Below are 24,231 nucleotides of genomic sequence, written 5' to 3'. Positions count from 1 at the left end.
GATATGGAATTAGAAATGGCGCAGCTGTCGGTCAAAGAGATCGCTCAGCGTGTACGGCAGGGGCTCGACGCACCCGAAAGGGCCGCCCAGCGCGCCTTGGATCAAATCCGCAAGCACGACGGCGTTCTAAGGGCCTGGGCATTTGTCATGGACGCTGGCGACGTTGGCTCGCTTGTCGGGCCAACAACGCTGAATGGGCCTCTTGCCGGCATTCCAGTGGGCGTTAAAGACGTCATCGACGTTGCAGACATGCCCACCCGCAGTGGCTCGCTGGCGTGCCGCGATTTGTCCGTGCAATTCGACGCCGCCAGCGTGGGGCTATTGCGGGCAGCTGGGGCGATACCGATAGGCAAGACCGTGACGGCTGAATTTGCCTTCAAATCGCCTGGCGCCACTCGTAATCCCGTCAATATTGACCATACCCCCGGTGGCTCTTCCAGCGGGTCGGCGGCGGCCGTCGCGGCCGGCATGGTTCCGGTGGCTCTGGGCACACAGACCGGAGGATCGATGATTCGGCCGGCGGCCTTTTGCGGCGTTATCGGGTTCAAGCCGACGTTTGGCAGCCTGCATCGCGACGGATTGAAACTCACCTGTGATTCCCTGGATACCATAGGCTGGTATGGCCGTACGGTGTCCGACGTTGCAACGGTTGGTCAGGTACTGTTGCCGCAATATTGGGCAGGAGGGGCCCAGGCCGCGAAGGCAGCGGTGCCCGCCCAGAATAATAAAGATCTGACCCTCGTCCGCGACTTGAAGATTACTCACCTGTCTGCAAGCTGGTCGGGCACTCTTCTGGAAACTGAAGCGGAAAACTCCTTGGACGTGGCCGCGATGGACTTGCGTAAGGCCGGGGCGCAGGTTGCGGCAAGCGGAGGGCCTGTGGCAGCGCTACACCAAATGATCGAAGCGCATTCGGTGATCATGCATTACGAATTTGCGCAAAGCCTTGCCCCCGTGCTGCGTGTGCAGCGCGACCAGCTTAGTACTGTGCTGGTCAACGCTGTAATCCAGGGTGGCAGAATCTGTCCACGCCAATACCTGGACATGAAAAGCATTCAGGCCGACTTTCGCGATAAATGGACCGAGCTCTTCCATGACGCTGACCTCATTCTGACGCCCAGTGCTCCAGGGCCTGCGCCCACCGGAATAGAAGGCACGGGATCGTCGATTTTCAATGTGGTGTGGAGCTTATTGGGATGGCCCTGTATTCATCTGCCCACCTCATTCGCGAAGAATGGCTTACCGCTTGGCGTTCAGCTTGTAGCAAGGCCGGGCGCCGACGCCAGTTTGTTATCGTGGGCAGAATCCATTCATCGGGTCATCGACCGGCGCGCATGAACGTCCAGTGAAGGGCGCTGGACCTGACAACTTTTCGGCTCCTCGAATCAGCAACATCAACGCGCTGGGTGTCATTCAATCCAGCGACAAATTCAGGCGATTGATCACTTCGTCCCAACGCAGCTTTTCGTCCTCGACCAGCTTGGTAAGCTCGGCGGGTGATGACGGGGCGGGCGTGAAATACAGGGCCGCCATCTTTTGCTTTATTTCGGGCAATGCAAGAATTCGGGTAATAGACGCGTTCATCTTTTCGACAATATCAGCCGGCGTTCCCGCGGGCACGAAAATCGCGTCCCAGGAAATCGATTCGAAGCCCGGATAGCCTTGCGACGCTACCGTAGGCAGGCCGGGCAGTATCTCGCTGCTTTCAAGGCTGGTAATGGCCAGGGCGCGCACCTTGCCGGCGTTGACTTGCGGCATGGCGACACCGGGCACCATGAATCCCGCCTGGATGTCGCCGGCAATAATCGAGGTAATAATTTGCGGGAAACCGGTATAGGGAATCTGCAGCAGTTTGATGCCGGCCTGGTGTTCCAGCATGGCCATGCCCAGGTGCGAAGAACTTCCCGGGCCGACGGAGCCATAATTCAATGCGCCCGGCTTTTCTTTGGCAAGGCGAACAAATTCCTGCAATGTGGTGGCGGGCGAATCAGCTGGCACCACCAGTACATTGGGGCTGGTTCCGACCAGGCTGATGGGGTCAAGGTCGTTGAGCGGATCGTAGCCCAGCGTCTTTTTGTACAGGGTAGGCGCGGTCACCATCGGCCCGTTGATCGTAAGCAGCATGGTGTAGCCGTCTGGCTTGGCACGGCTGGCGTAGCGCGTGCCTATATTGCCCCCAGCGCCCGCCTTGTTTTCCACCACGATCGCTTGGCCCAATTCTTTAGCCAGCGGCTCGGCAATGGCTCGAGCCAGGGTGTCGGGCGATGAGCCGGGCGGAAAGGGCACAACCAGTTGGATTGGGCGGTCGGGCCATTCGGCGGCCTGCGTCGCCGCGGCCATTAGCATTGATCCGGCAGCGGCCAGGCCGAGCATGGACAGATGAAGTTTGCGGCGTAGCGGTGAAAAGCCGATCATGGTGATCCTTGGTAAGTATTGGGGGGCGTCGGCGCTACACAGAGGGGGCTTCTTCCCGTGCTTCGCGCGACAACAGGCTTGATACGGCGTCTCGTGGTGCAAGGCCATCAAACAGTACATTACAAACCGCTTCGGTAATGGGCAGGTCGACGTTATGCTGAATGCCCAAAGCCAGGGCGGCGCGCGCGCAGCGCACGCCTTCGGCCGTTATGCCGCCTGCCAAAATCTGGCCGGGTGGCTGTCCCTGACCTATGGCCAGCCCTACCTGGCGATTGCGCGATAGCGCCCCGGTGGACGTTAGCACCAGGTCGCCCAGGCCCGCGAGACCGGCAAAGGTTTCTGAGCGCCCGCCCAGTGCCAGTCCCAGGCGCTGCATCTCGGCGAGGCCTCGGGTGATCAGTGCTGCGCGGGCGTTGGTGCCCAGGCCCAGGCCGTCTGAAATGCCGCAGGCAATTGCCATTATGTTTTTCAACGCACCGCCCACTTCTACGCCGATGACATCGGTGCTGGTGTAGATGCGTGCGTTTGTGCCGTGAAGTGCCGCCAGGACGGCGTCGGCAGTCGATGCCTGCGTGGTGCCCAAGGTAAGCGCCACAGGCAAGCCCTGCGCCACTTCGTGGGCAAAGGAAGGCCCTGACAACACGCCTAGCCCTATGCCGGGCCAATCGGCCAAGGCGGCTTGCGCGATCTGATGAGGCAATAGACCGGTTTCATGCTGGAAACCCTTGCACGTCCAGACGACGCTTATCTGCGAACTGCAGCCGGGTTTCACGCTGCGGGACAGTGCCGTGCACGTGTCTGCCAAGCCGGCGACGGGTACGCCCAGGATGATCAAGCTATGTTGTGCGCCTTCGGCACACACGTGATCGATGGCTTGCTGAAAACTGTCGGTGGCACGCAAAGCCGAGGGTAAGCGAATATCGGGCAAATACCGGGAATTGCGGTGTTCCTGGTCGATCTGGTGAGCGACTTTGGGGTCGCGCGCCCAGAGCAGGGTATCGGCCTGCGAACAGGCCAGTGCCGCCAGAGCGGTCCCCCAGCTTCCGGCGCCAAGAACGGCTACGCGCGTACGCTGGGTGGAAGCGCTCATAGTGCCACCGTTTACTGACGTGTCACGCCAGGAGGCAGGATCAAACCGGAGTCTTCTTTGCCTTGTTGTTCTTCGGCCAGTTGGGCGATGCGTTGCTCGTACAGGCCCTGGAAGTTGACTTCGGCTAGATGCAGCGGAGGCAGCGATGTGCGGGTAATAGCGTCGGCCACGTTGGCGCGCAGGTAGGGATAAAGCATGGTGGGGCAAACAATTCCGATAAGCGGATCGAGCTGCTCGTCGGGAATGTTGGCGGCTTCGAAGATGCCAGCCTGAGTCGCTTCGACCAGGTACAGAACCTTGTCGCCAATGCGGGTGGTGACCGTGGCGGTGACCGTCGCTTCGTACACCGTTTCGGCCAGGCGCTGACCACCGACGTTGATCGAGACTTCTACCGTAGGACCTTCCTGTTCAAGAAAGATCTGTGGGGCATTGGGCATTTCGAGCGACAAGTCTTTAACGTAAGTGCGCTGCAGGCTGAAGCTGGGGTCCTGACTATCTTGGGCGGTGGGTTGCTGATCTGCCATAGTGGTTCCTGAAAGTAGGGTTAAGCGATTAAGGGGCGAGGCCCGGTTCGGGGCATCGTTGTGATCAGGTATTAAGCAGCGGCGTCAGGCCATTGGCACGGTCGAGGGCTGCCAGGTCGTCGTAGCCCCCCACGTGGGTATCGCCAATATAAATCTGCGGTACGGTGCGACGCCCGGTACGCTGCATCATGATATCTCGCTGCTCGGGGTTGACGTCTATGCGGATTTTTTCAATCTCGGTCACGCCGCGCTGCTTAAGCAGCATTTCGGCGCGAACACAATAGGGGCACACGGCGGTGGTGTACATCGTTACGGTTGCCATGGATTTCCTCAGTGAAAAAGATTAGTTGATCAGGCCTTCTTCGAAACGGGCATGCCATCTTTGAGCCAGGCCTGAAGGCCGCCCGCCAGACTGACCGCTTCGTTGTAGCCCTGCTTGCGCAACGAGCCTGCTACCCGGGCTGAATCGCGGCCGCTATCGCATACTACGATAATAGGCTTGCTTTTGGGCAGGCTGGCCAGTTTGGACGTAAGGTCGGCTACCGGCACATTGCGCGCCTGAGGTATGCTTGCGGTCTTGAAGGATTCATGACTGCGCACGTCAAGGAAAAGGCCTTGCTTCTGGTTTACCAGTTGTACGGCTTCTTGCACGCTCACTGTCTTGCCGCCACCTTTCAGTATAGTGGGCAATAGAAGCATCACGCCCGATGCAATGGCGACGAATATGACAATGAGGTTGTTCTGATCTAGAAAAAAGTCCACGATATATCCCGAATATGCCCTTGGAAAAAGAGCAGAATCATACGATTATAAAATGGACAGCGAATTTCAACTTTTAGGCGTTTTTTTATCATGCATAAACTTGTTTTGATGCGCCACGGCGAAAGCCAGTGGAACCTTGAAAATCGTTTCACAGGGTGGACCGATGTCGATTTAACCGATACCGGGCGCGAGCAGGCAAGGCTTGCTGGTGAACTGTTAAAAGAAAAGGGCTTCGAGTTTGATCTGGCCTATTCGTCGGTGCTAAAGCGCGCCATCCGAACCTTATGGATCGCGCTCGACGCCATGGACGCCATGTACACCCCAACCGGGCTTAGCTGGCGCCTGAACGAGCGCCACTACGGCGCCCTGCAAGGTCTGAATAAATCGGAAACCGCTCAGAAGTTCGGCGAGGAACAAGTATTGATCTGGCGCCGCGCCTACGCCATTGCACCGAACCCGCTCGAAATCGACGACGCGCGCCACCCGCGATTCGATCGCCGCTACGCAAAAATCGCTGCCGACAAGCTGCCGGCAACCGAGTGCCTGGCCGATACGGTGGAACGTGTATTGCCTTTCTGGAACGAATCGATCGCACCGGCTATCCGCGCCGGACGCCGCGTTCTAGTTTCGGCACACGGCAATAGCCTGCGTGCGCTCATCAAGCATCTTGATGGCATTTCTGATGACGACATCGTGCACCTGAATATTCCCACCGGTCAGCCGCTGGTCTATGAACTCGACGAAGACCTGCGTCCGATACGCAATTACTATCTGGGCGACCCCGCTCAAATCGAAGCGGCCATGGCCGCGGTGGCTAACCAGGGCAAAGCCCAGAAGGCATAGTATGCAGCGTGCGCTCGGCTCCCTTGTGCTGGTCCTATGGACCGGCTTGGCATGGGCGGCCGAGCCATCGCTTGCACAACGGCAGGCTGATGCCAAAAAGCAGCAAGCGCAGCTTCGCGAACGCATTCAGTCCGTGCAGAAGGAAATCGATAGCCAGGAGTCCACGCGCCGCGACGCGGCCAACGACCTTAAAGACTCTGAATCGGCCATCTCGTCGATCAATCACCAGTTAGCGGATCTGTCGGCGCACCAGCGCAGGGTCGAGGTCGAGCTAAAACAGCTCGACCTCGAGATCGCCGATCAGAAAAGCCAGTTGGCCGAACGCCAGCGGGAACTCAGCGACCAGTTGCGTGCCCAGTATTCCAGCGGCCTGTCGCCCTGGACCGCACTGCTGTCGGGCGACGACCCGCAGCTGATAGGGCGTGAACTAAGTTATCTGGGTTATATTTCGAAGGCACAGGCCGAGGCGGTAAGGGCGGTGCGCCGCGCCATCGACACCCTTGCTGCGCTACAGGCGCGTTCCGAAGCCAGCCAGAAAGAACTGATCCGCCTCGCGCAAGCGACTTCCGAACAGAAAGAGTCCCTCCAAGAGCAAAAAGCCGAACGTCAGAAAGTACTTGAACGAATCGAAACGCTGCTAGCCGAGCAGCGCAGTCAGGCCGAGCGCCTGGAGCGCAACGACAAACGTTTGGGCACGTTGGTTACAGGGCTTGAAGCGGCCATTGCCAAGCAGGCCGAGGAAGCACGCCTGGCCGAAGAAAAACGCAAGGCCGAGGCCGCCCGCAAAGCCGAAGAAGCCAGGCTGGCCGCGATCGAACGCCGCCGCGCGCTGGAACGCGAACGTGAAGCGGCACGCAAGGCGGAACAGGCGGCCCGGGCAGCCCAACAACGTGCTCAACGCCAGCAAGACGCCCAAGAGGCCGAGAAGGCCAGGCTGCAGGTCGAGGCTGCCCGTGCCCAGGCCCGCGCCGCCGAAGAGGCGGCAGCTCGTCCCGCACCCAAGCCCACGCCTGCTCCCGAGGCAGAATCGATCAAGGGAACGGTTCCTGGCGCTGCACAGCCGCGGTTGGCGCCGTCCGGCGGCTTTACGGGGTTAAAGAAGGGGGCGCCATATCCCGTGCGTGGCGAGGTGCTGGGCCGTTTCGGCGCGGAACGCCCGGAGGGCGGCTTATGGCGCGGAATCGTATTGCGCTCGCCAGAGGGCGCCAAGGTCCAGACGATTGCGTCGGGCCGCGTGGTGTATTCCAACTGGCTTAGCGGTTTTGGCAATATTATTATTGTCGATCACGGGGCCAAATTCCTTAGTGTCTATGCCTACAACCAAAGCCTATTGAAACGGGTGGGCGATATCGTGGATACTGGCGATACGATCGCCACCGTAGGGGCGACCGGCGGTCAGGTGGACTCGGGTCTATACTTCGAGATCCGGCACCAGGGTACCCCGGTGAATCCTCTGCTATGGTTAAGGCAGTAAATTCGGTACTATTTGTTTGTCCAGCAGTTTATTTAATTCGGGAATGTGCATGAGCACTCGCAGGTTTAGCGGTTTAGGTTTGGTAGTTGTGGGCGCCGTCGGCGGCGTATTGGTCAGTTTGGGCATTACGGCGGCAGCGCAGCGCGGCGAGCCCTTACCCTTGAAAGAACTGCAACAGTTCGCCAATGTGTTTGCCGCGATAAAAAGCAGCTACGTCGAGCCCGTCACCGACCATAAACTGATTAACGATGCCATCAAAGGCATGTTCAGCGACCTTGATCCGCATTCCACGTATCTGGATGCCGAGGCTTTCAAGGAAATGGAAGCCATTACGCAAGGCGGTTTCGGCGGCCTGGGTATCGAAATTGGCAGCGAAGACGGCATGCCCAAGGTTATTGCGCCCATCGAAGACACGCCTGCAGCGCGTGCCGGCATCCTGGCTGGCGACATCATCACGCATATCGACGGCAAGCGCACCAAGGGCATGACCCTGAACGATGCGATCAAACTGATGCGCGGCGAACCAAAAACGCGTATCGAGCTGACCATTGTGCGTCAGGGCCGCGATAAGCCGCTGGTCATCAATATTGTCCGCGACCTGATCAAGGTCCGTAGCGTGCGCAGCAAAATGCTGGACAACCATATTGCCTATGTGCGTATTGCCCAATTCCAGGAGCGCACTGCGGCCGACCTGGTCGCGCAGTTGAATACACTGGGGGCCAAGGCGCCTCCGAAAGCGCTGGTGCTCGATTTGCGCAACGACCCGGGTGGCCTGCTAGACAGCGCCATCGGCGTGTCTTCGGCATTCCTGAAGCCCGACGTTTTAGTGGTATCGACCAAGGGCCGTGTGCCGTCGTCCAACCGTGAATATTTCGCCAAGCCCGGCGACTATATGCGCAGCTACATCGGTAGCAATGGTTCGGCCGACTACTTGTCCAAAATTGCCCCCTGGAGCAAAACGGTGCCTATGGTGGTGCTGGTCAACGTTGGGTCGGCGTCCGCATCCGAGATCGTTGCGGGGGCGTTGCAAGATCACAAGCGTGCCAAAATCATTGGTAATCGTACCTTCGGCAAGGGCTCGGTGCAAAGCGTATTGCCGCTTACCGACGACACCGGCATCAAGCTGACTACCGCTCGTTACTACACACCTTCGGGCAAGTCGATCCAGGTAACGGGTGTCGATCCCGACATCGCGGTTGACGACACGGCGCAGGGCAATTTGTTCCGCCTGCCGCGCGAAGTCGATCTGCAGCGCCACCTGGTTAACGGTGAAACTGCTGAAGAAGCCGCCGCTGCCGATACCAAAGAGGACAAGACCGAACCCAAGATGTTCGAGTTCGGCGGTGCCGACGATTACCAGTTGCTCCAGGCCGTTAACTTCCTGGAAGGCCGGCCCGTCAAGAAAATGGATCCCGCGCTAGTGGTCAAGGCTGATAAAGCCGAGCCCGCGGGTGCGAAGGGCAAACCCGCCGCCAACGCAAAGGCGGGGGAAGCGGTGGTTCCCAAAGAGGTTCAGCCCGCCGACAAGACCGCACCCGCTGCTGAAAAAAAAAGTCCAGTGACCCCGATTGAACCCATAATCGAGCGTTACAGGCTGACTCCGGGAGGCTTGATCAAGACGCCGTGATGGACGACCAGCAGCTGCTGCGGTATGCGCGGCATATTCTGTTAGACGAATTCGGGATCGAAGCGCAGGAACGTTTGTTGAAGGCCCGGGTCCTGATTGTGGGGGCCGGGGGGCTGGGTTCTCCGGCCGCGTTTTACCTGGCATCGTCTGGGGTGGGGCACATTGTGCTGGCCGACGACGACCTGGTCGAACTCGGCAACCTGCAGCGCCAAATCCTTCACACCACCGATCGTATCGGCTGGGCCAAGGCCCAGTCGGGCAAGCATATGCTGGCGCAATTGAATCCCGAGACCCACGTCGAAGCGCTGGTGCAGCGCCTGGACGACAAGGCGCTCGCCGAACAGGTGGCGCTGGCCGACGTGGTGCTTGATTGCTGTGATAATTTCGCCACTCGGCACGCGGTCAATCGCGCCTGTGTTGCCTATCGCAAGCCCCTGGTGTCGGGCGCCGCCATCCGTTTTGCCGGGCAAATCAGTGTCTTCGATATGCGGCGCGACGACGCACCGTGCTACCACTGCCTGTTCCCCGAAGCCGATGACGTCGAAGAGCTGCGCTGCGCGACCACCGGGGTGCTGGCGCCGCTGGTAGGGATTGTGGGCAGCACACAGGCGGCTGAAGCGATCAAAGTGTTGACGGGCATGGGTGAGCCCCTGGTGGGGCGCATGCTGTGCCTGGACGCCCTGAGCATGCAATGGAACACGGTGCGCTTTAAGCGCGATCCCGATTGCCCGGTGTGTCGCACGCGTTAGCGCGGGCCACCCAGGCCGTGGCGGCCTACCAACAGCTTTCCTACCGAATTCACACGCACATCGACGTAATGGCATCGGCCATTGTTCAGCGATGAAAAAGGCGTGCCCGGGTGAAACACATGCACGGTTCGCATACCGACCTGCCGCGCGCTTTTGAGATTGCGCAGTGTATCTTCGACCAGGACCACTTGGCTTGCCGGCACCCGCAGGCGTGCCAGTACCTGCTTCATCAGTGCGGCAGACGGTTTGGGGCGAATCTGCCCCTGTAGCCGCATATGATCGATGGCCCACAGGCATTCGAACTGCTGCAGAATACCGAGGGTTTTTAGGACGTCGCGCGCGTATTTGAAGGGGGCGTTGGTCAAAAGAATTTTGCGCCCCTTCAATTGCTGCAGCTTGTGTGCCAACCCGTTTTCGCAGTGCACCATCGACGCGACGTCAAAGCTGTGGCTCAGTTCCAGGAAGGTATGGGGGTCGACGCCATGATGGCGCACCATGCCGATTACTGTGGCGCCGTAGCGCTTCCAGTAAAGCTTGCGCAACACGTTGGCCTCGTCCATGCCAATGTTCAGGCTGGTGGCCACGGCATTGGCCATGCCGCTATCGATGGCCTGGAAGATGGCTTTGGAGCAATCGTGCAGGGTGTTGTCCAGGTCGAACAGCCACACGGTTTCGCGTTCGCCCGCGGGCCCCGAAGAGCGGCGCGGACGATGGGATGCGACGATACTGCGCAAGGCCCGCATGATGATCAGCGCGAGCTGATCATGGTGCCCACGCCACGGTCAGTCAGTATTTCCAGCAACAGGCAATGCGGCACGCGGCCGTCCACCACATGTACCGAGGTGACACCATTGCGTGCGGCTTCCAGGGCCGAAGAAATCTTGGGCAGCATGCCGCCGGAAATCGTGCCGTCTTCGAACAGTTCGTCGATGGTCTGGGCGGAGAGCTGGCGCAGCAGTTCGCCGGACTTATCCAGTACGCCGGGGGTGTTGGTCATCATGACCAGTTTTTCAGCGCCGAGCACTTCGGCCATCTTGCCCGCAACCACGTCGGCATTGATGTTGTAGGCAGTGCCGTCTTCGCCGTAGCCGATAGACGAAATGACTGGGATGAACTGGTCGTCTTGCAGGGCCTTGACGACTGCTGGTTCGATATGGGTGATTTCACCCACGTAGCCGATGTCCAGCCACTGGCCGGGATGGTCTTTGTCTTCCAGCAGTTTCTTTCTGGCCTGGATCAGGCAGCCGTCCTTGCCGGTAAGGCCCACGGCTTTACCGCCAGCTTCGTTGATCATCATGACGATGTCTTGCTGTACCTGACCGCCCAATACCCATTCCACCACTTCCATGGTGTCGGCATCCGTAACACGCATACCCTGTATGAAGGTGCCTTCCTTGCCTATGCGCTTGAGCGCGGCATTGATTTGCGGGCCGCCGCCATGCACCACGATAGGATTAAGGCCGACCAACTTGAGCAGAACCACATCGTGCGCAAAACTGCGTTGCAATGCCTCCTCGGTCATGGCGTTGCCGCCGTATTTGATGACTACCGTCTTGCCGTGGAAACGTCGGATATACGGCAAGGCTTCCGACAATACGTCTGCCTTGACAGTAGAAGAATGGCTAGAAGAGTCGCTGGATAGGGTCATGTCCGCTTTTAAAGGTTTAGGCTTTTCGGCCGTTTCAGATGTAAAAAACCCGGGATCAGCACGACATTCCCGGGCGGTGAAACATTCTTGTTGATGCTTTGCCATGGCACTACTGCCATGGGTTCTAGCCTAGCGCCTTGTTGACGGTGGCCAGGAAGGCGGCCTTGTCATAATTGCCCAGGTAGCGCTTGATGATGTGACCTTCTTTGTCGATAAGGAAGGTGGTGGGCGTAAGCTTGACGTCGCCAAACGCTTTGGCAATGTCGCCCATGGAATCAATGGCGACCGGAAACGGCAGCTGGCGCGTTTCGGCGTAGTTCTTTACGTAATTAGCGGGGTCGTACTGCATGGCCACCGCGATGGTCTCAAATCCCTTGGGCGAGAGATCTTTATAATTTTGGATGGTGTCGGGCATTTGCGCGATACAGGTTACGCAACTGGTGGCCCAAAACTTGACCAGCACCACTTTGCCGCGCAGATCTTGGGTGGTGATCTTGTCGCCGGTCAGGGTGGTAAACGTGACGTCGGGCGCTGTTTTGGCCGACCCGGCAAATTGCCAAATGCCAGCCCCCGCAAGGGCCAGCACAACAACAATTCCGATGAAAAGCTTTTTCATTATGATCCGTTTCCGCTGCCCGGGGTCGCAGGACGGTGGCGCCGCCGGTTACAGACATTTCTCATTTAACAGGTATGGTTTCTGCACCGCCGCTAGAGTCAACAGGTGTCGTGCCAGTCGAGCCGGAATCCTGGATGGGAGCGGGCGCGGTTTTGGCGGGCGCGGTCAAGGGCGCCATAACCGTTTCCGCCGCGACGATTTCGAATGATTTTACTACTTTGTTGATGCCAGTAACACTGGATGCTGCTGTGCCGGCCATCTGGCTTTCCTGGGCGGTGACCTTGCCCAGCAAGTACACAACGCCGCGCTCGGTGGTGACCACAATGGTGCGAGACGGTACATTCTTGGTATTGATAAGGGTGGATTTAACTTTGGAGGTGAGCCAGGTGTCGTTGCTGCGTACGCTGACCGGCGTAATGTCGCCCACCCGCAGTTCGTTGATGACTTTTTTGACTTTCTCGACCTTCCTGGCGGACTCGGCAGCGCGTTGTTTGCCTTGTTCATTCGGTACGTCGCCGGTAAGCAGGACGATGCCGGCGTACGAGGTGGCATTGACGCGGGCGACGTCCTCGCTGAAAAGCTTGCGCATTTCGGCACCGACTTTCATTTCAATGGTCTGGTCTTCGACTTGTTCACCAGCGGTGCGGCGGTCGCTTGCGACCGTGGCGGTGGTGGCGGCAGCACCGCCCACCACCAATAGCCCGCATCCCGAAAGGGCCATCAGGCTGCTTAAAGCAAGGCCTGCGAGCAAAAAGCGTCGAGCGCGTCGGTGTGTAGCCATTACAGCGTGTCTCCCAGTAAGAGTGCATCGATACCGTCGCACAAGGCGTGCAGCAGCACGATATGCACTTCTTGAATCCGCATGGTGCGGTCGTGTGGCACGCACAAATGTATGTCGGTTTCGTACAGTATTTCGTTGATTTTGCCGCCGCCTTTGCCGGTGAAGGCGATGACCGGCATTTCGCGGTCGTGGGCGGCTTCGATAGCGCGGATGATATTCGTGGAATTGCCGCTGGTGGAAATGGCCACCAGCACATCGCCCGGCTGGCCTAAGGCGGCCACTTGCCGTTCGAAGATCGCATCGAACCCGTAGTCGTTGCCGACTGCCGTAAGGATGGATGTGTCGGTATTAAGCGCCACGCCGCCTAAAGGTAGGCGGTCGCGCTCGAACCGGCCGACGAGTTCAGCGATGAAATGCTGTGCGTCGGCAGCCGAACCACCATTGCCGCAGGCGAGGATCTTTCCGTTGTTGGCAAGAGACCCGAAAACGAGGTCTACCGCCACCGACAGGGGCTCGGACAGTTCGCGCGAACTGGCTTTTAAGGCATCGATTGCATCGTTGAAATGCGATGTCATGTGAGATGTCATGTCCATAGCGGTGATTATCTCATGTTCGAATGAAAATAATGTCAACGGACGTAACCTTTCCGGCCATTCGGCGTAGCGCGGCGCCGGTTGCGGTCATGGCGCTTGCGGATTTTTATTCTTCGAATGCATTTTTTATCCAGCTCAGCCCATCAGCTTGGTCGGTGATCACGTCGAACCGGCAGGCTGGGGTGGTGCCCAGGAAATAACGCCGGCTTAGCCGCGGCAGGAAAAATTGCGCCGTCCTGACGAGCCGTGCTTGCTTGTTGCGGTTTACACTGGCGGCGGCTCCGCCGTATTGATGTGAGCCACGACGATGGCGAACTTCAATGAAGACCAGCGTGTCGCGATCGATGGCGACCAGATCGATTTCACCGGTTTTGCTGCGCAGATTCTGAACGATTATGATCAAACCGCTAGCTTGCAATAGCTGGCGTGCCCGATCTTCTGCCCGATCGCCCGCTTGTTGTGTTGGGGAACGCGTGCCTTGTTCGGGGGCCGATTCCATCGGGCAGGCTTCAGCGTCGTCGGTCAGGCGGCCGCCCCCTGGCAGGCATGTGGCGGCTTGATGCGCTCGTTTTCTGGCCTGGGCATTTGCCCTGCGCCGCAGCGTTTTTGCGGCTTTCTGTTGTGCCAGCCGGGCCAGTTCGTATAGTCGTTGGTCGTCGGCCATGATTCTTACCCTTTTTATTTAAGGCATTGCTTCGTAGTATGAGTGAAACGCCCGATTTTCCCGATACCCCAACGACATGGAAACGTCTCACCGAGCGTGTGGATGCCCAGCACTGGCCGACATCGACCTTGTATGTGGTGGCGACCCCTATCGGCAATTTGGGGGATTTGAGCTTGCGCGCCTGGCAAACATTGGCGCGCTGCGATGTGATTGCCGCTGAAGACACACGTGCCAGCCGCCCTTTGCTCGACGCATGGGGAGTCAGCACGCCGCTGATCGCCGCCCACAGGCATAACGAGGCCGAGGCGGCTCAGGCCATAGTCGAGCGCCTTTCGCGCGGCGAACGGGTCGCCCTGGTGTCCGATGCCGGCGCGCCGGCTGTCAGCGACCCGGGAGCGCGAATCGTCCGCGCGGCGCGTGAGGCAGGTTATGGCGTTGTTGCCATCCCGGGCGCAAGCGCCGTGATCGCCGCATTAATGGCCTGCGGCGTTACGACGGATGAGAATCCGGCCTTCGTATTTGCTGGGTTTGCGCCGCCCAAGGCGGCTGCGCGACAAAAGTGGCTGCAGCGCTGGTGCGCGGTGCCGGCACCTATCGTGATGTTCGAGTCGCCCCACCGGCTGGCGGCGTCGATGCGCGACATGCTCGCGGTTTGCGGGCCGCTGCGCAAGTTGACGGTCGCCCGCGAACTGACCAAACGCTTCGAACAGGTTGTGACCATGCCGCTTGCCGAGGCCGCCGGCTGGCTGGACCAGGACGCGCATCGCAGTCAAGGTGAGTTCGTCTTGATTGTGCACCAAGCCGATGAAGCGCAGAACGATGATGCGCTGGATCCGTCCAGCTCGGTGTTGCTGGACGCCTTGCTGGAAACGCTGTCGGTGCGCGATGCGGCCAGGGTCGCGGCCAAGGTGACGGGATTGCCGCGCGATACCTTGTATGCCTTGGCACTGGCACGCCAGAAGACCGACGAGTAATTCCCTCCCCAGATCCATCGTGCACGGTGTCGGCATCGCCTGCCTTACCTTAGTAATGTCTGCGCTTCGCCTTCACGTTTGGTCTGAAACGGAATGAGCCATTGACGACGCCGCAGCGTGGCACGGACCAGCGGTGTATCGGGCTTAGTGTAGTGCGATGGTGGGCTGCATGCCGGTGGCTTGGCGGATATTCACCGCGGCATTGACCGCTGCGGTACGCGACGGATAGGGGCCTATCTGTACGCGATACAGATTGTTGGCGTTGTCTACCAATGCGACCCGGCTTTCCACCAGGTTGATCTGCCGATTAAGTTTTGATGCCAGGCTTTCCGCCGTTTCGGCCATGCTGAAAGCGCCAAACTGCAGATAAACGTGTGCCGCATTGCCGACCATGAGTTGCTTGGCCGGCAGTTTTGGTTCCGGGTTTAATTCGCTGTCTTGCAGAACTTGCAATGCATCGGGCGTCACCTGCGGTGCGCGGGACGCGAGCTGCAATGCATTGGGCTTTACCGGTAAGGCTTGCACAACTTGTGGCGCCGGATTTCTTGGCGGCGCGGCGGGAGCGATTGGTGTGGCGTTAGGCGCGACATGCCGATTGTTGCGGATGTCGTCATTGGTGATGGCTTCGACGATCACTTGGCCGCTACCGGGGCCCACGATTCCCAGCTTGGCGGCGGCGACGTACGACAAGTCGATGATGCGCGCGCTGTGAAAAGGGCCGCGATCATTGATTCGAACAACCACCGACTTGCCGCTGCTTGCGCGGGTGACGCGGGCGTAACTGGGAATCGGCAATGTGGGATGGGCCGCCGACATGGCATACATGTCGTAGGTTTCACCGTTGGCGGTTTTATTGCCGTGAAACTTGCGGCCATACCACGAGGCGGTCCCTTCCTGGCGAAAGGGCTTCTGGTCGCTGACCGGAAAATACCGTTTGCCAAAAACCGTGTATGGCCTGAAATTGGCTTTGGCATGGACTTCGATGCGAGGCTGGGCGTCGGGAATGGCCTCGATATTCGCCGGTATGTTGGAACCCGGGCCATCATCAAGATAGTATCCGCCGCCCCGACTACTGCTGGACTTTTTTGTGCCGGAGCAGCCCGCCAAAATGGCCAGGCTTAAAAAAGAGATAATCAGTAATCGGTATCGGCTCATGGGATATCGGGTGGCGGGGGCTGGTTGCGGTGCCTTATCAGTAGTGGTGAGTGGTCGGCAAAGCGCTGCGCAAGCTGCTCGGTGACATACACCGAACGGTGCTTGCCGCCCGTGCAACCAACGGCGACCGTCAGATAAGCACGGGTATCTTGCATATAAAGCGGCAGCCAGCGCCGGATGAACCCGGCAATGTCTTCGATCATGGTTTCAACGCTGCCAAATTGCGCCAGCCATTTTGCTACTGGCTCGTCGCGGCCAGTAAGCGGACGCAGGTTCCGGTCGTAATGCGGGTTTGGCAAACACCGCACATCGAAGACCAGATCGGCATCGCCCGGAACGCCACGTTTGTAGGCAAAGGACTCGAATGTCAGCACGACAGGTGCCCGGTCGGCCTGCACCAGATCGCGGACCCACGCGCGTAACTGGCCCGGCGTCAGGTCGGAGGTATCGATTACGTGTTCTTGTTCGCGCAGGGGCGCCAGAAGTTCGCGCTCGGTGTCGATGCATTCTTGCAACGACGGCGATTTGCCGCCCTGTTGCAATCGGTCGGTAAGGGGATGGCGGCGGCGCGACTCGGAATACCGCTGCTGCAAGGTGTGATCGTTGGAATCAAGAAATATGACTCGAAACGCCGTTCCTATGGCACGCAGGCTGGTGATGACACCGGGCAGGTCAGCCAGTTCGCCCGGCGAGCGCACATCGATCGCGACAGCCACGCGTTCAAGACCGCTTTCGCGTGTGCTGGCAATGAAGTCGTGCAGGAAACGCACCGGCAGATTATCGACGCAGGTGTATCCCGCATCTTCCAGTAGGCGCAAAGCCACCGACTTGCCTGAGCCGGAGATGCCCGTGATAAGAACAATATTCAACATGAGGGTGGGGGTTCCATGTTTCGAAGAGGCAAACGCATTCTTGCCTCCTGATTCTATAGGATGCCTGGATTTGCTGCAGCGGCGGCATTATTCGCGCCGGCTGCTTTCCATAATGGCCAGCGCTTGACGTTCGATGAATTCGCCCATGGTGTCGATGCCGCGCAAGGCGAGAATGGTGTTGCGCACGGCGGCTTCGACCAGTACGGCCAGGTTGCGTCCCGCTGCGACCTGCAGCATGACGCGGCGTATCGGCAAGCCGAGAATGTCTTCGGTTTGATCCTGTACCGGCAGGCGTTCGAAGGCGTCGGGTGTAGAGCGGATGAGGTGCACCAGCAGCTTTAGCTTCATTTTGCGCCGCACCGAGGTCTCACCGAATATAGTACGAATATCAAGCAATCCGAGGCCGCGCACTTCGAGCAAATTTTGCAACAAGGCAGGGCAGTGGCCTTCTATCATGTTGGGCGCGGTACGCGACAGTTCGACGGCGTCATCAGCCACCAGGCCGTGGCCACGCGAAATCAGTTCCAGCGCGAGCTCGCTTTTTCCCAGTCCGGACTCGCCGGTAATCAGTACGCCCACACCCAGTACGTCCATAAAGACGCCATGCACAATCGTTTTGGGCGCCAGCCGCCGGCCAAGGTAGATGCGCAGCAAATCAATCAGCTGAGCGGCGTCGATCGGGGTGCAAATCAATGGGATTTTTTGCTGATCGCAGAATTCGCGGAGATCGTCGGGGGCTTGCATGCCTTCGGCCACGAGTATGGCGGGCACGCCGCCCGCGACCAGGTCTTCAAGGTGATGAATCCGGCGCTTGGCGTCGAAGCGGGTGAAGTAAGAAAGCTCTGCAGCGCCGAACACCTGTATGCGCGATGGGTGGATGAGGTTCAGGTGCCCGACCAGATCGGCGCCCGACATGCCTACATCGGGAATAATGCGGTTGGCCGAGTCGGTGCCAGCAATCCAGGTGAAGGGAATCTGCTCGGCGTTGTCGTCGACGAGTTCGTGAATGGTAAGCATGGCATTCGCCTTATGCTGGTTCGCTGGTCAGGAGTCGGTGTACGGCAGTGGGGTCCGTTTCGGTGGATAGCGCCTGTCGCAGTCCGGAGTCGGACATCAGCTTTGCGATTTCGGCCAGCAAGTCCAGATGGATCTGGGTTGCGGTTTCGGGTACCAACAAGATAAACAGCAGGCTGGCCATGCGGCCATCGGTTGCGTCAAAGCGAACAGGGTCGGCCAGGCGGATAAAAGCCGCGCAGGGCTCCTTCAGGTCTTTGATACGACCGTGCGGAACGGCGACTTGATGCCCGAGCGCCGTGGAACCGAGCCGTTCGCGCGCAATAAGACTTTGAAAGACGGCCGTGCGGGCGATCCCGTGATGGTTCTCGAAAAGCAGGCCGGCTTGTTCGAAGGCCCGCTTCTTGCTAGTGACAGCCAGATCAAGCACCACATTCGATAGCGGCAAGATACGCGACATTAAGTTCATGGTGTTCATTATATGGGGTTTGGGCCCTGCCTTACAAAGCAACATAACTAAGGCCCCAATCACTAAGGGCGATTGAGGCCAGTTTGCCAGATTTTGCGCTACGCTTTTATCGTGAACGAGCCCTGTTGGCGTCGTTGGCGCGGCAAAAGCTGGGGGCGAGTGTTACTCGATAGCAGGAACTTCCTGCCGTTTAACAGGCTCGTGGGCGTGGTCTTGGATTTTCGATTTGTATTTGAGTACCTGCCTGTCGATCTTGTCAGCCAGCAAGTCAATTGCCGCATACAGGTTTTCGTCAGCGGCTTCGCAGTGGATGTCTTTGCCGCGCAAGCGCATGGTGATGTCGGCAGTGTGTTTTAGCGGCTCGATCGAGAGTATGACCTGGGTGTCGATGACATTATCGAAATGTCGCGCGACTCGCGCCAGTTTCTCGGTTACGTATTGGCGTATAGCGGGAGTGATATCTAAATGACGACCAGTAATGCTCAGGTTCATAAGGGCTCTCCTTGTAAAGAATGGGGTGCGCAGTATTGCGCTGTAAGGGTGGCGGCGGTCTCCTTGTAATGGTCAGTCAATGATTTCAGTGTATAGATTATGTACAGTAAATCAAGTGTGTCAGGTCAAACATTCTGGGGTTTGCCTGCCTCGTACTGAAGGAGTAAGCTTGAAAATTGTTGTGCATAAAAAAACGCCCGAATAGGCGTTTGTTTTTTGCGTTGAGGCGGCGTAACGACTGCTAGGGGCTTTACATCTTGAAGTTCTTGCCCAAGTAAACTTTGCGGACGGCTTCGTTGTCGATGATGTCGTTCGGGTGGCCGTTAGTAAGGACTTTGCCTTCACTGATGATGTAGGCGCGATCGCAAATGCCTAGCGTTTCACGCACGTTGTGGTCGGTGATCAGCACGCCGATATTGCGGCCCTTCAAAAAATGCACAATGCGCTGAATTTCAATAACGGCGATGGGATCCACACCGGCAAACGGTTCATCCAGCAATATAAAGCGCGGATGGGTCGCCAAAGCACGCGCGATTTCCACGCGCCGGCGCTCGCCGCCTGACAGCGAGATGGCGGTATTGCGGCGAATATGCCCGATCTGGAGTTCGTCAATCAACGATTCCAGGTACTCGCCCATTTTGGCCGATGACAAGGGCTGACCATCGTCATCCAGTTGCAATTCCAGAACCGCGCGTATGTTCTCTTCGACCGTAAGGCGGCGGAAAACCGATGCGTCCTGTGGTAAATACGACAAGCCCATGCGTGCCCGCTTATGCATCGGCATGCTGGTAATGGGGGTTCCGTCGATTTCGATGCGGCCTGCGTCGGTGGGGACGATGCCGACAATCATGTAGAAGCTGGTTGTCTTGCCAGCGCCATTGGGCCCCAGCAAACCCACCACTTCACCGCTGTCGACCGACAGGGATACGTCGTGTACGACCGTGCGTTTGCCATAGGTTTTGCGCAAGCCGGTGGCGCTGAGGCTGCCGTGAGTAGCACTTGGCGAGCGGGTGCTACCGGATTTCGGCTTGTCGGAAGAAAACATAAATAGTCGCTACTTTTGTAAAACAGGTGATGCGATGGGCATTACTTTCGCGGAGCCGATTTGGCCTTGCACTCGGCAATGGCGGCATCCGCCCTGGCTTGTGGGCGAGCCAAAGAGCGGACGCGTCCGCCGGGAGCGGCCGAATCAGGCCCGCCGTAAGCTTCGTAGGTGGCGGTCTTCTGGTGATAGATGACGCGCTGGCCCTTGACGTTGTCGAAGGGTTTGCCGCAAATGAAGCGGGTGACGATGGCCTTGCCTATCATGTCGATTTTTTCAGCTTTGCCGTCGTATTCTGCCCGAACGCCGCGGGCCTCAAGGACTTCAAACTTTTCCGGGTTTTCCTGCCGGATGAAAACCAGCTTGCCCGGCTCGACCGTTGCGGTGCCATACTGGAACCCCTGCGCGTCCTCGCGCATGGTCAGTGTGTCGGAGTTCAACGTCATGGCGCCGCGCGTCATGATGACGTTGCCGGTGAAAATACTTTCTTTTTTCAGGTCGTCGTAGTTAAGGGTATCGGACAGAATCAGGGTGTCGGGCTCTTCGGCGGCGGGGGCGGCATTCTGGGCATGGGCGGATCCGGCAACACAGACCAGTGCCGAAGCCGTCAGCCACGCTGCAAAAGAGGTAAGTCGCGGTAGATTCATGGTTTATTTTTTTGTTGTGTCGGTTTAGCGGATTTGCCTGGCTTGGAGTCCTGGCCGGAAATTTTCACATCGGTCGCCGAGAAGACTTGTAATTGGCGGGTATTGTTGTCGTAACGCATGCCTTTACCGTCCATGGTGGATTTGCCATTGACCACATGTGCCGGTTTATCGGTAAACAGCACATTCTCGTCAGGCATGATGGTAAGTTCATGGCTGGTCACATCGAGCGGCGGGCGATCTTCTTCGGCCTGACGGTGGACATGGGCATTACCCGTCATTACGACCCGTTCGCCATCCTGATCCATCACTGCCGTGTCCGACGTGCCTATCGTAATCGGTGAGCCCGGCTGCTGACCTATGGCTTTTGCCTTAGTGATTTCGTAGGAATCGTTGTCAGGAAAGTGCTTCATGTACGCGCCTTCGAGCCGATTGATGGCAACCCCGGCGGCGTCGGTGCGCAACATAACGAAGTCGCTGGCCCATGAGTCGGGCTCGTGGGTAATGCGCCGTGGCGGGTCGATAGGAATGGCGCGTTGCGCATAGCCCGCCGCCCACCACGTCCCGAGCACTAATGACAGCAGCAAGAAGATGGCAATAAGAGCGGGGGCACGTTCTTTCATGGGCTTATTGAATGACGCCGCTCATTAACTTGGCGCTTTGGGTAAAGAAAACACTAAGCCGCCCCTGCGCCGCCAGGATCACATCGCAGCATTCGCGCACGGCGCCGGATCCCCCCGGCTTGGATGAGGTCCAGTGCGCCACTTGGGAAATGTACGCCGGTGCATTGGGTACGCTGGCGGCGAACCCGACGCGTTGCAGCGCGGAAAGGTCGATGATGTCGTCGCCCATATAACCGACTTCGCTTAACGAGCACCCATGTTCCTGCGCGAGGGCGCTAATGGCCTGAGACTTGTCGCGTATGCCTTGGTGCACGATCGCGATACCTAATTCAGCGGCGCGGCGCGCCAGAATTGGACCTTCGCGCCCCGTGATCAATGCCACCGTAATGCCGCTTTCGCTCATCAGGCGCAGCCCGTGGCCATCCAGTGAATTGAAGCATTTCATCAGTTCGCCGTTTTCGCCATACCAAAGCTTTCCGTCGGTCAGCACGCCATCGACGTCAAACGCCATGATGCGCACCTGGCGTGCGCGTTCGATGACGGAAGGCGAAAGTTTGGCCAATATGAGGGCTTCGACGGGGTGAGCAATAGTCGGCAGATTCATTTTGTTATAGGATTTCAGATCACTTTGGCGGCAAGCAGATCGTGCATATGTAAAGCCCCTAATAATAGCCCGGTATCGTCCACCACGAGCATTTGGTTCAAACGACCGGCATCCATCAGCGTAGCAGCTTCGACCGCCAGCGCGCCCGGGGCGACGGTCTTGGGGTGGCGGCTCATGCCGTCGGCCACGGTCAGCTGACGAATGTCACCATGCCTGGCAATCAGCCGGCGCAGGTCGCCGTCGGTAAAGATGCCGATGGGAAGGCGTTTGTCGTCTACTACGATTGTCATGCCCATACCTTTGGCGGACATTTCTACCAGCGCCTGGGGGATTTTCGTGTCGATCGTCACAATAGGAAGGGCATCGCCCTTGCGCATGACGTCGCGCACAAACGTCAGCAGACGCCGTCCCAGCGCCCCACCCGGATGGGACCGGGCGAAATCTTCACGGCTGAATCCGCGCGCTTCCAGGCAGGCGACTGCCAAGGCATCGCCCAAGACCAAGGCCGCTGTGGTGCTGGCGGTCGGGGCAAGGTTCAATGGGCAGGCTTCCTGATCGACATGCGCATTCAAGTGCAGGTCGGCATTTCGGGCGAGCTCTGAAAGGGGATTGCCGGTCATGGAAATAAGGCGAGCACCCATACGTTTTGCGACCGACAATACGGTTAATAGTTCATGCGCCGCACCAGAGTACGAGATGGCCAGTACGATATCTTGCCGCGTCAACATGCCCAGGTCGCCATGTATGGCTTCCCCGCCATGCATGAAGAATGCCGGTGTGCCGGTAGAGGCCAGGGTGGCGGCGATTTTTCGGGCAATATGGCCCGATTTGCCGATGCCCGTTACGACGACCCGGCCTTCGCAGGCGAGCAGCATCGAAACGGCTTCTTCGAAGCTGCGGTCGAGGCTGGCTGCCACGGTCTTCAAGCCGGCTATTTCGGTCTGGAAGGTGCGGTGGGCGGACGCCAACATTTCTTCCGCGATCAGGGTAGGTGACGGTGGCGTTTCGGCAGGCACGGCGTTCAGTATTTTTTCCATCTGGTGATTTTAAACGCACATTGTCGATGTGGTTTATTTGTAACTGAAGCGATTGTGTAAGCCGGGGTAAGGACTGGCCGCGTATAGTTATGCCTAGGCCGATCAAGCGCAATAGGTATGATGGTTGGCTTGTTCGGATCTTTTTTTTGCTTTTTGAGTTTTGGCGATTTACATGCATATTGATCCTGCCGACTACGTTCGCAAGGCGATTCGTAGTGTTCCCGATTGGCCCAGGCCCGGTGTTACGTTCCGAGATATTACCCCGGTGTTGCAAGACCCCCGGTCGTTCCGAGTGCTGGTGGATATGTTTGTGTACCGGTATATGCGGCAGCGTTTGGATTTGGTTGCTGGTGTGGATGCGCGTGGTTTTATTCTGGGCTCTGTTTTGGCTTATGAGCTAAATTTGGGTTTTGTTCCGGTGCGCAAGAAGGGGAAGTTGCCGTTTCAGACGGTGGCCGAGGAGTATTCGCTGGAGTATGGGAATGCTACGGTGGAGATGCATACGGATTCGGTGCGGCCGGGTCAGCGGGTGTTGTTGATTGATGATTTGATCGCGACGGGTGGGACGATGCTGGCGGCGGCGAAGTTGTTGCAGCGGTTGGGTGCGAATGTGGTGGAGGCGGCGGCGATTATTGATTTGCCCGAACTAGGTGGGTCGGAGGCGCTGAAAGAAACAGGGCTGGATATTTATACGGTATGTAGCTTTAATAATGATTCGCCTTGATGGGGCTTTGTTTTTGACCCGGATTTTGGTGTTGAATCGGGTGTGGCGTTAAGTTCGTTGTTGCTTTTTTGCTGAATGCTTTAAATCGTTTCGATTTGAGTCACGTCACTTAACGTCGATTTTCTGGCATCGGCGCCTGCTTCCGTATCGATTTTTGTTCTTGCGTTCGTTTTTCTTTTCTGGCGCTGGTTTTTGTTCTTGCGCTCGTTTTTCTTTTCTGAAGCTGGTTTTTGTTCTTGCGCCGGTTCAGAGGGTTCGCGGGGACTGGGCTCAAGATCGCTGCGGCCCGCGCTTCGCCGGGCTTCCCGGCCGCGCCGTTGTCCTCGGGGCGGGCGAAGAACTCGTGGGGTCAACAGTCCACGGACTGTTGACCCCACTCAGACAGCTTCGCCCTTTTTTCCCCGACGCCAACGGCGCGGCCGGCTTGCTCAACCTTTCGCCCAGCCCCCGCGAACCCTCTGCACCTGGGGGCAATGATCATCGGACGGACTCGGTCATCGGCGTGAGGACCGGGGATCCCGTGGCAGGGTTGGGAGGGCTCGCGGGCGTCTGCGCTTGCCCTAGCCAGTGTGGTTTGGCACGCGTCTTAATCTGGTGGCTATGATCATGGTCCCGTTCTGGCGCCGGTTCAGAGGGTTCGCGGGGGCTGGGCTCAAGTTCGCTGCGGCCCGTGCTTCGGGAGTGTCAGAATTTTTGTGTTTGGGCGGTTTTGATAAATCATTGATCCGCCTGTTTTCCGTACAACTGAGAGTCTAGCTGGCCATAGCCTTGCGTGAATCGATCCTCGTATAGGAT

At 58.3% G+C, this 24,231-nt stretch carries 28 protein-coding genes; 7 read left to right on the top strand and 21 right to left on the bottom strand.

Features of this window, described 5'->3' with window-relative positions; genetic code table 11:
• The first annotated feature begins 3 nt into the window (after positions 1-3).
• A complete protein-coding gene (locus EKL30_RS09645) occupies positions 4-1,338 on the top strand; it encodes an amidase (RefSeq protein WP_126707024.1) in 1,335 nt (444 codons plus the stop codon).
• A gap of 75 nt (positions 1,339-1,413) precedes the next feature.
• On the opposite strand, the gene EKL30_RS09640 is transcribed toward EKL30_RS09645, so the two are convergent.
• The 5 genes from EKL30_RS09640 to EKL30_RS09620 form a co-directional block, all read right to left on the bottom strand.
• The gene (locus EKL30_RS09640; protein ID WP_126707023.1) at positions 1,414-2,415 is read right to left on the bottom strand and encodes a tripartite tricarboxylate transporter substrate binding protein; all 1,002 of its coding nucleotides are present in this window, start codon (positions 2,413-2,415) and stop codon (positions 1,414-1,416) included.
• Between the two features lie 34 nt (positions 2,416-2,449).
• On the bottom strand, positions 2,450-3,505 hold the full coding sequence (locus EKL30_RS09635; RefSeq protein ID WP_126707022.1) for an NAD(P)H-dependent glycerol-3-phosphate dehydrogenase: 1,056 nt from the start codon (positions 3,503-3,505) through the stop codon (positions 2,450-2,452).
• 11 nt (positions 3,506-3,516) lie between these two features.
• Positions 3,517-4,029, bottom strand: a complete 513-nt coding sequence (gene secB / locus EKL30_RS09630; protein WP_126707021.1) for a protein-export chaperone SecB — start codon at positions 4,027-4,029, stop codon at positions 3,517-3,519.
• 64 nt (positions 4,030-4,093) lie between these two features.
• The gene (gene grxC, locus EKL30_RS09625) at positions 4,094-4,351 is read right to left on the bottom strand and encodes a glutaredoxin 3 (protein WP_126707020.1); all 258 of its coding nucleotides are present in this window, start codon (positions 4,349-4,351) and stop codon (positions 4,094-4,096) included.
• Positions 4,352-4,380: 29 nt separating this feature from the next.
• Positions 4,381-4,791 carry a rhodanese-like domain-containing protein gene (locus EKL30_RS09620; RefSeq protein WP_126707019.1) on the bottom strand — a complete coding sequence of 137 codons (411 nt, stop codon included), beginning with the start codon at positions 4,789-4,791 and terminating at the stop codon, positions 4,381-4,383.
• Positions 4,792-4,881: 90 nt separating this feature from the next.
• Between EKL30_RS09620 and gpmA the strand changes: the two genes are divergently transcribed.
• From gpmA to EKL30_RS09600, 4 genes are read left to right on the top strand one after another with little or no spacing between them, the layout of a single operon-like run.
• Positions 4,882-5,634 carry a 2,3-diphosphoglycerate-dependent phosphoglycerate mutase gene (gene gpmA / locus EKL30_RS09615; protein ID WP_126707018.1) on the top strand — a complete coding sequence of 251 codons (753 nt, stop codon included), beginning with the start codon at positions 4,882-4,884 and terminating at the stop codon, positions 5,632-5,634.
• A gap of 1 nt (position 5,635) precedes the next feature.
• Entirely contained in the window at positions 5,636-7,108 is a 1,473-nt protein-coding gene (locus EKL30_RS09610; protein WP_126707017.1) for a murein hydrolase activator EnvC, read from the top strand.
• Positions 7,109-7,157: 49 nt separating this feature from the next.
• The gene (locus EKL30_RS09605; protein WP_126707016.1) at positions 7,158-8,735 is read left to right on the top strand and encodes a S41 family peptidase; all 1,578 of its coding nucleotides are present in this window, start codon (positions 7,158-7,160) and stop codon (positions 8,733-8,735) included.
• Entirely contained in the window at positions 8,735-9,484 is a 750-nt protein-coding gene (locus EKL30_RS09600; protein ID WP_126707015.1) for a molybdopterin-synthase adenylyltransferase MoeB, read from the top strand. Before EKL30_RS09605 ends, EKL30_RS09600 begins: the two co-directional genes overlap by 1 nt.
• Here EKL30_RS09600 and EKL30_RS09595 read toward each other — a convergent pair.
• The 6 genes from EKL30_RS09595 to EKL30_RS09570 all read right to left on the bottom strand — a co-directional run bounded on the left by EKL30_RS09595 (position 9,481) and on the right by EKL30_RS09570 (position 13,786).
• Entirely contained in the window at positions 9,481-10,227 is a 747-nt protein-coding gene (locus EKL30_RS09595) for a pyrimidine 5'-nucleotidase (RefSeq protein ID WP_126707014.1), read from the bottom strand. The two genes, EKL30_RS09600 and EKL30_RS09595, sit on opposite strands and share 4 nt — an antisense overlap.
• A 5-nt stretch (positions 10,228-10,232) precedes the next feature.
• Positions 10,233-11,132, bottom strand: coding sequence for an acetylglutamate kinase (argB, locus tag EKL30_RS09590; RefSeq protein WP_126707013.1), 900 nt, complete (start codon positions 11,130-11,132; stop codon positions 10,233-10,235).
• A gap of 124 nt (positions 11,133-11,256) precedes the next feature.
• Complete coding sequence (locus EKL30_RS09585; RefSeq protein WP_126707012.1) at positions 11,257-11,748, bottom strand: peroxiredoxin; 492 nt, start codon at positions 11,746-11,748, stop codon at positions 11,257-11,259.
• A 61-nt stretch (positions 11,749-11,809) separates the two neighbouring features.
• On the bottom strand, positions 11,810-12,529 hold the full coding sequence (locus tag EKL30_RS09580) for a BON domain-containing protein (RefSeq protein ID WP_126707011.1): 720 nt from the start codon (positions 12,527-12,529) through the stop codon (positions 11,810-11,812).
• On the bottom strand, positions 12,529-13,122 hold the full coding sequence (locus EKL30_RS09575) for a phosphoheptose isomerase (protein ID WP_199748528.1): 594 nt from the start codon (positions 13,120-13,122) through the stop codon (positions 12,529-12,531). Before EKL30_RS09575 ends, EKL30_RS09580 begins: the two co-directional genes overlap by 1 nt.
• 106 nt (positions 13,123-13,228) lie before the next feature.
• Entirely contained in the window at positions 13,229-13,786 is a 558-nt protein-coding gene (locus EKL30_RS09570) for a YraN family protein (protein WP_126707010.1), read from the bottom strand.
• Positions 13,787-13,824: 38 nt separating this feature from the next.
• On the opposite strand from EKL30_RS09570, the gene rsmI reads away from it, so the two are divergent.
• Positions 13,825-14,760 carry a 16S rRNA (cytidine(1402)-2'-O)-methyltransferase gene (gene rsmI / locus EKL30_RS09565; protein ID WP_126707009.1) on the top strand — a complete coding sequence of 312 codons (936 nt, stop codon included), beginning with the start codon at positions 13,825-13,827 and terminating at the stop codon, positions 14,758-14,760.
• A 144-nt stretch (positions 14,761-14,904) separates the two neighbouring features.
• Here the strand turns inward: rsmI and EKL30_RS09560 are convergent, their stop codons facing one another.
• The 10 genes from EKL30_RS09560 to EKL30_RS09515 form a co-directional block, all read right to left on the bottom strand.
• Positions 14,905-15,915 carry a septal ring lytic transglycosylase RlpA family protein gene (locus EKL30_RS09560; protein WP_126707008.1) on the bottom strand — a complete coding sequence of 337 codons (1,011 nt, stop codon included), beginning with the start codon at positions 15,913-15,915 and terminating at the stop codon, positions 14,905-14,907.
• Positions 15,912-16,787, bottom strand: coding sequence for an RNase adapter RapZ (gene rapZ, locus EKL30_RS09555; RefSeq protein ID WP_126707007.1), 876 nt, complete (start codon positions 16,785-16,787; stop codon positions 15,912-15,914). Before rapZ ends, EKL30_RS09560 begins: the two co-directional genes overlap by 4 nt.
• A gap of 87 nt (positions 16,788-16,874) precedes the next feature.
• A complete protein-coding gene (gene hprK / locus EKL30_RS09550) occupies positions 16,875-17,804 on the bottom strand; it encodes an HPr(Ser) kinase/phosphatase (RefSeq protein ID WP_126707006.1) in 930 nt (309 codons plus the stop codon).
• 10 nt (positions 17,805-17,814) lie between these two features.
• Positions 17,815-18,270, bottom strand: coding sequence for a PTS sugar transporter subunit IIA (locus tag EKL30_RS09545; protein WP_199748527.1), 456 nt, complete (start codon positions 18,268-18,270; stop codon positions 17,815-17,817).
• Between the two features lie 162 nt (positions 18,271-18,432).
• Positions 18,433-18,762, bottom strand: coding sequence for a ribosome hibernation-promoting factor, HPF/YfiA family (gene hpf / locus EKL30_RS09540; RefSeq protein ID WP_126707004.1), 330 nt, complete (start codon positions 18,760-18,762; stop codon positions 18,433-18,435).
• 250 nt (positions 18,763-19,012) lie between these two features.
• Complete coding sequence (gene lptB / locus EKL30_RS09535; protein WP_126707003.1) at positions 19,013-19,807, bottom strand: LPS export ABC transporter ATP-binding protein; 795 nt, start codon at positions 19,805-19,807, stop codon at positions 19,013-19,015.
• Positions 19,808-19,848: 41 nt separating this feature from the next.
• Positions 19,849-20,451, bottom strand: coding sequence for a lipopolysaccharide transport periplasmic protein LptA (lptA, locus tag EKL30_RS09530; RefSeq protein ID WP_126707002.1), 603 nt, complete (start codon positions 20,449-20,451; stop codon positions 19,849-19,851).
• Positions 20,448-21,071, bottom strand: a complete 624-nt coding sequence (lptC, locus tag EKL30_RS09525; RefSeq protein WP_126707001.1) for an LPS export ABC transporter periplasmic protein LptC — start codon at positions 21,069-21,071, stop codon at positions 20,448-20,450. The genes lptA and lptC overlap by 4 nt, the downstream gene beginning before the upstream one ends.
• Before the next feature lie 4 nt (positions 21,072-21,075).
• Entirely contained in the window at positions 21,076-21,675 is a 600-nt protein-coding gene (locus tag EKL30_RS09520) for an HAD family hydrolase (protein WP_126707000.1), read from the bottom strand.
• A 14-nt stretch (positions 21,676-21,689) separates the two neighbouring features.
• A complete protein-coding gene (locus EKL30_RS09515) occupies positions 21,690-22,712 on the bottom strand; it encodes an SIS domain-containing protein (protein WP_126706999.1) in 1,023 nt (340 codons plus the stop codon).
• 172 nt (positions 22,713-22,884) lie between these two features.
• Here EKL30_RS09515 and EKL30_RS09510 point away from each other — a divergent pair, with 172 nt between their 5' ends.
• Positions 22,885-23,436, top strand: a complete 552-nt coding sequence (locus EKL30_RS09510; protein WP_126706998.1) for an adenine phosphoribosyltransferase — start codon at positions 22,885-22,887, stop codon at positions 23,434-23,436.
• The last annotated feature ends 795 nt before the right edge of the window (positions 23,437-24,231 follow it).

The sequence above is a fragment of the Candidimonas sp. SYP-B2681 genome (assembly GCF_003971065.1).
GTDB lineage: Bacteria > Pseudomonadota > Gammaproteobacteria > Burkholderiales > Burkholderiaceae_B > Pollutimonas.
This window is presented reverse-complemented; position numbering and strand designations above follow the sequence as displayed.

Excerpts from the sequence above, each read along its gene's own strand:
- EKL30_RS09575 (WP_199748528.1), bottom strand. The coding sequence starts at position 13,122 with ATGGACATGACATCTCACATGACATCGCATTTCAACGATGCAATCGAT.
- argB (WP_126707013.1), bottom strand. The coding sequence starts at position 11,132 with ATGACCCTATCCAGCGACTCTTCTAGCCATTCTTCTACTGTCAAGGCA.
- EKL30_RS09605 (WP_126707016.1), top strand. The coding sequence starts at position 7,158 with ATGAGCACTCGCAGGTTTAGCGGTTTAGGTTTGGTAGTTGTGGGCGCC.
- lptC (WP_126707001.1), bottom strand. The coding sequence starts at position 21,071 with ATGAAAGAACGTGCCCCCGCTCTTATTGCCATCTTCTTGCTGCTGTCA.
- EKL30_RS09580 (WP_126707011.1), bottom strand. The coding sequence starts at position 12,529 with ATGGCTACACACCGACGCGCTCGACGCTTTTTGCTCGCAGGCCTTGCT.
- gpmA (WP_126707018.1), top strand. The coding sequence starts at position 4,882 with ATGCATAAACTTGTTTTGATGCGCCACGGCGAAAGCCAGTGGAACCTT.
- EKL30_RS09510 (WP_126706998.1), top strand. The coding sequence starts at position 22,885 with ATGCATATTGATCCTGCCGACTACGTTCGCAAGGCGATTCGTAGTGTT.
- hpf (WP_126707004.1), bottom strand. The coding sequence starts at position 18,762 with ATGAACCTGAGCATTACTGGTCGTCATTTAGATATCACTCCCGCTATA.
- EKL30_RS09600 (WP_126707015.1), top strand. The coding sequence starts at position 8,735 with ATGGACGACCAGCAGCTGCTGCGGTATGCGCGGCATATTCTGTTAGAC.
- rapZ (WP_126707007.1), bottom strand. The coding sequence starts at position 16,787 with ATGTTGAATATTGTTCTTATCACGGGCATCTCCGGCTCAGGCAAGTCG.
- EKL30_RS09570 (WP_126707010.1), bottom strand. The coding sequence starts at position 13,786 with ATGGCCGACGACCAACGACTATACGAACTGGCCCGGCTGGCACAACAG.
- lptA (WP_126707002.1), bottom strand. The coding sequence starts at position 20,451 with ATGAATCTACCGCGACTTACCTCTTTTGCAGCGTGGCTGACGGCTTCG.
- secB (WP_126707021.1), bottom strand. The coding sequence starts at position 4,029 with ATGGCAGATCAGCAACCCACCGCCCAAGATAGTCAGGACCCCAGCTTC.
- lptB (WP_126707003.1), bottom strand. The coding sequence starts at position 19,807 with ATGTTTTCTTCCGACAAGCCGAAATCCGGTAGCACCCGCTCGCCAAGT.
- rsmI (WP_126707009.1), top strand. The coding sequence starts at position 13,825 with ATGAGTGAAACGCCCGATTTTCCCGATACCCCAACGACATGGAAACGT.
- EKL30_RS09520 (WP_126707000.1), bottom strand. The coding sequence starts at position 21,675 with ATGAATCTGCCGACTATTGCTCACCCCGTCGAAGCCCTCATATTGGCC.
- grxC (WP_126707020.1), bottom strand. The coding sequence starts at position 4,351 with ATGGCAACCGTAACGATGTACACCACCGCCGTGTGCCCCTATTGTGTT.
- EKL30_RS09515 (WP_126706999.1), bottom strand. The coding sequence starts at position 22,712 with ATGGAAAAAATACTGAACGCCGTGCCTGCCGAAACGCCACCGTCACCT.
- EKL30_RS09595 (WP_126707014.1), bottom strand. The coding sequence starts at position 10,227 with ATGCGGGCCTTGCGCAGTATCGTCGCATCCCATCGTCCGCGCCGCTCT.
- EKL30_RS09635 (WP_126707022.1), bottom strand. The coding sequence starts at position 3,505 with ATGAGCGCTTCCACCCAGCGTACGCGCGTAGCCGTTCTTGGCGCCGGA.
- hprK (WP_126707006.1), bottom strand. The coding sequence starts at position 17,804 with ATGCTTACCATTCACGAACTCGTCGACGACAACGCCGAGCAGATTCCC.
- EKL30_RS09545 (WP_199748527.1), bottom strand. The coding sequence starts at position 18,270 with ATGAACTTAATGTCGCGTATCTTGCCGCTATCGAATGTGGTGCTTGAT.
- EKL30_RS09645 (WP_126707024.1), top strand. The coding sequence starts at position 4 with ATGGAATTAGAAATGGCGCAGCTGTCGGTCAAAGAGATCGCTCAGCGT.
- EKL30_RS09610 (WP_126707017.1), top strand. The coding sequence starts at position 5,636 with ATGCAGCGTGCGCTCGGCTCCCTTGTGCTGGTCCTATGGACCGGCTTG.
- EKL30_RS09640 (WP_126707023.1), bottom strand. The coding sequence starts at position 2,415 with ATGATCGGCTTTTCACCGCTACGCCGCAAACTTCATCTGTCCATGCTC.
- EKL30_RS09585 (WP_126707012.1), bottom strand. The coding sequence starts at position 11,748 with ATGAAAAAGCTTTTCATCGGAATTGTTGTTGTGCTGGCCCTTGCGGGG.
- EKL30_RS09560 (WP_126707008.1), bottom strand. The coding sequence starts at position 15,915 with ATGAGCCGATACCGATTACTGATTATCTCTTTTTTAAGCCTGGCCATT.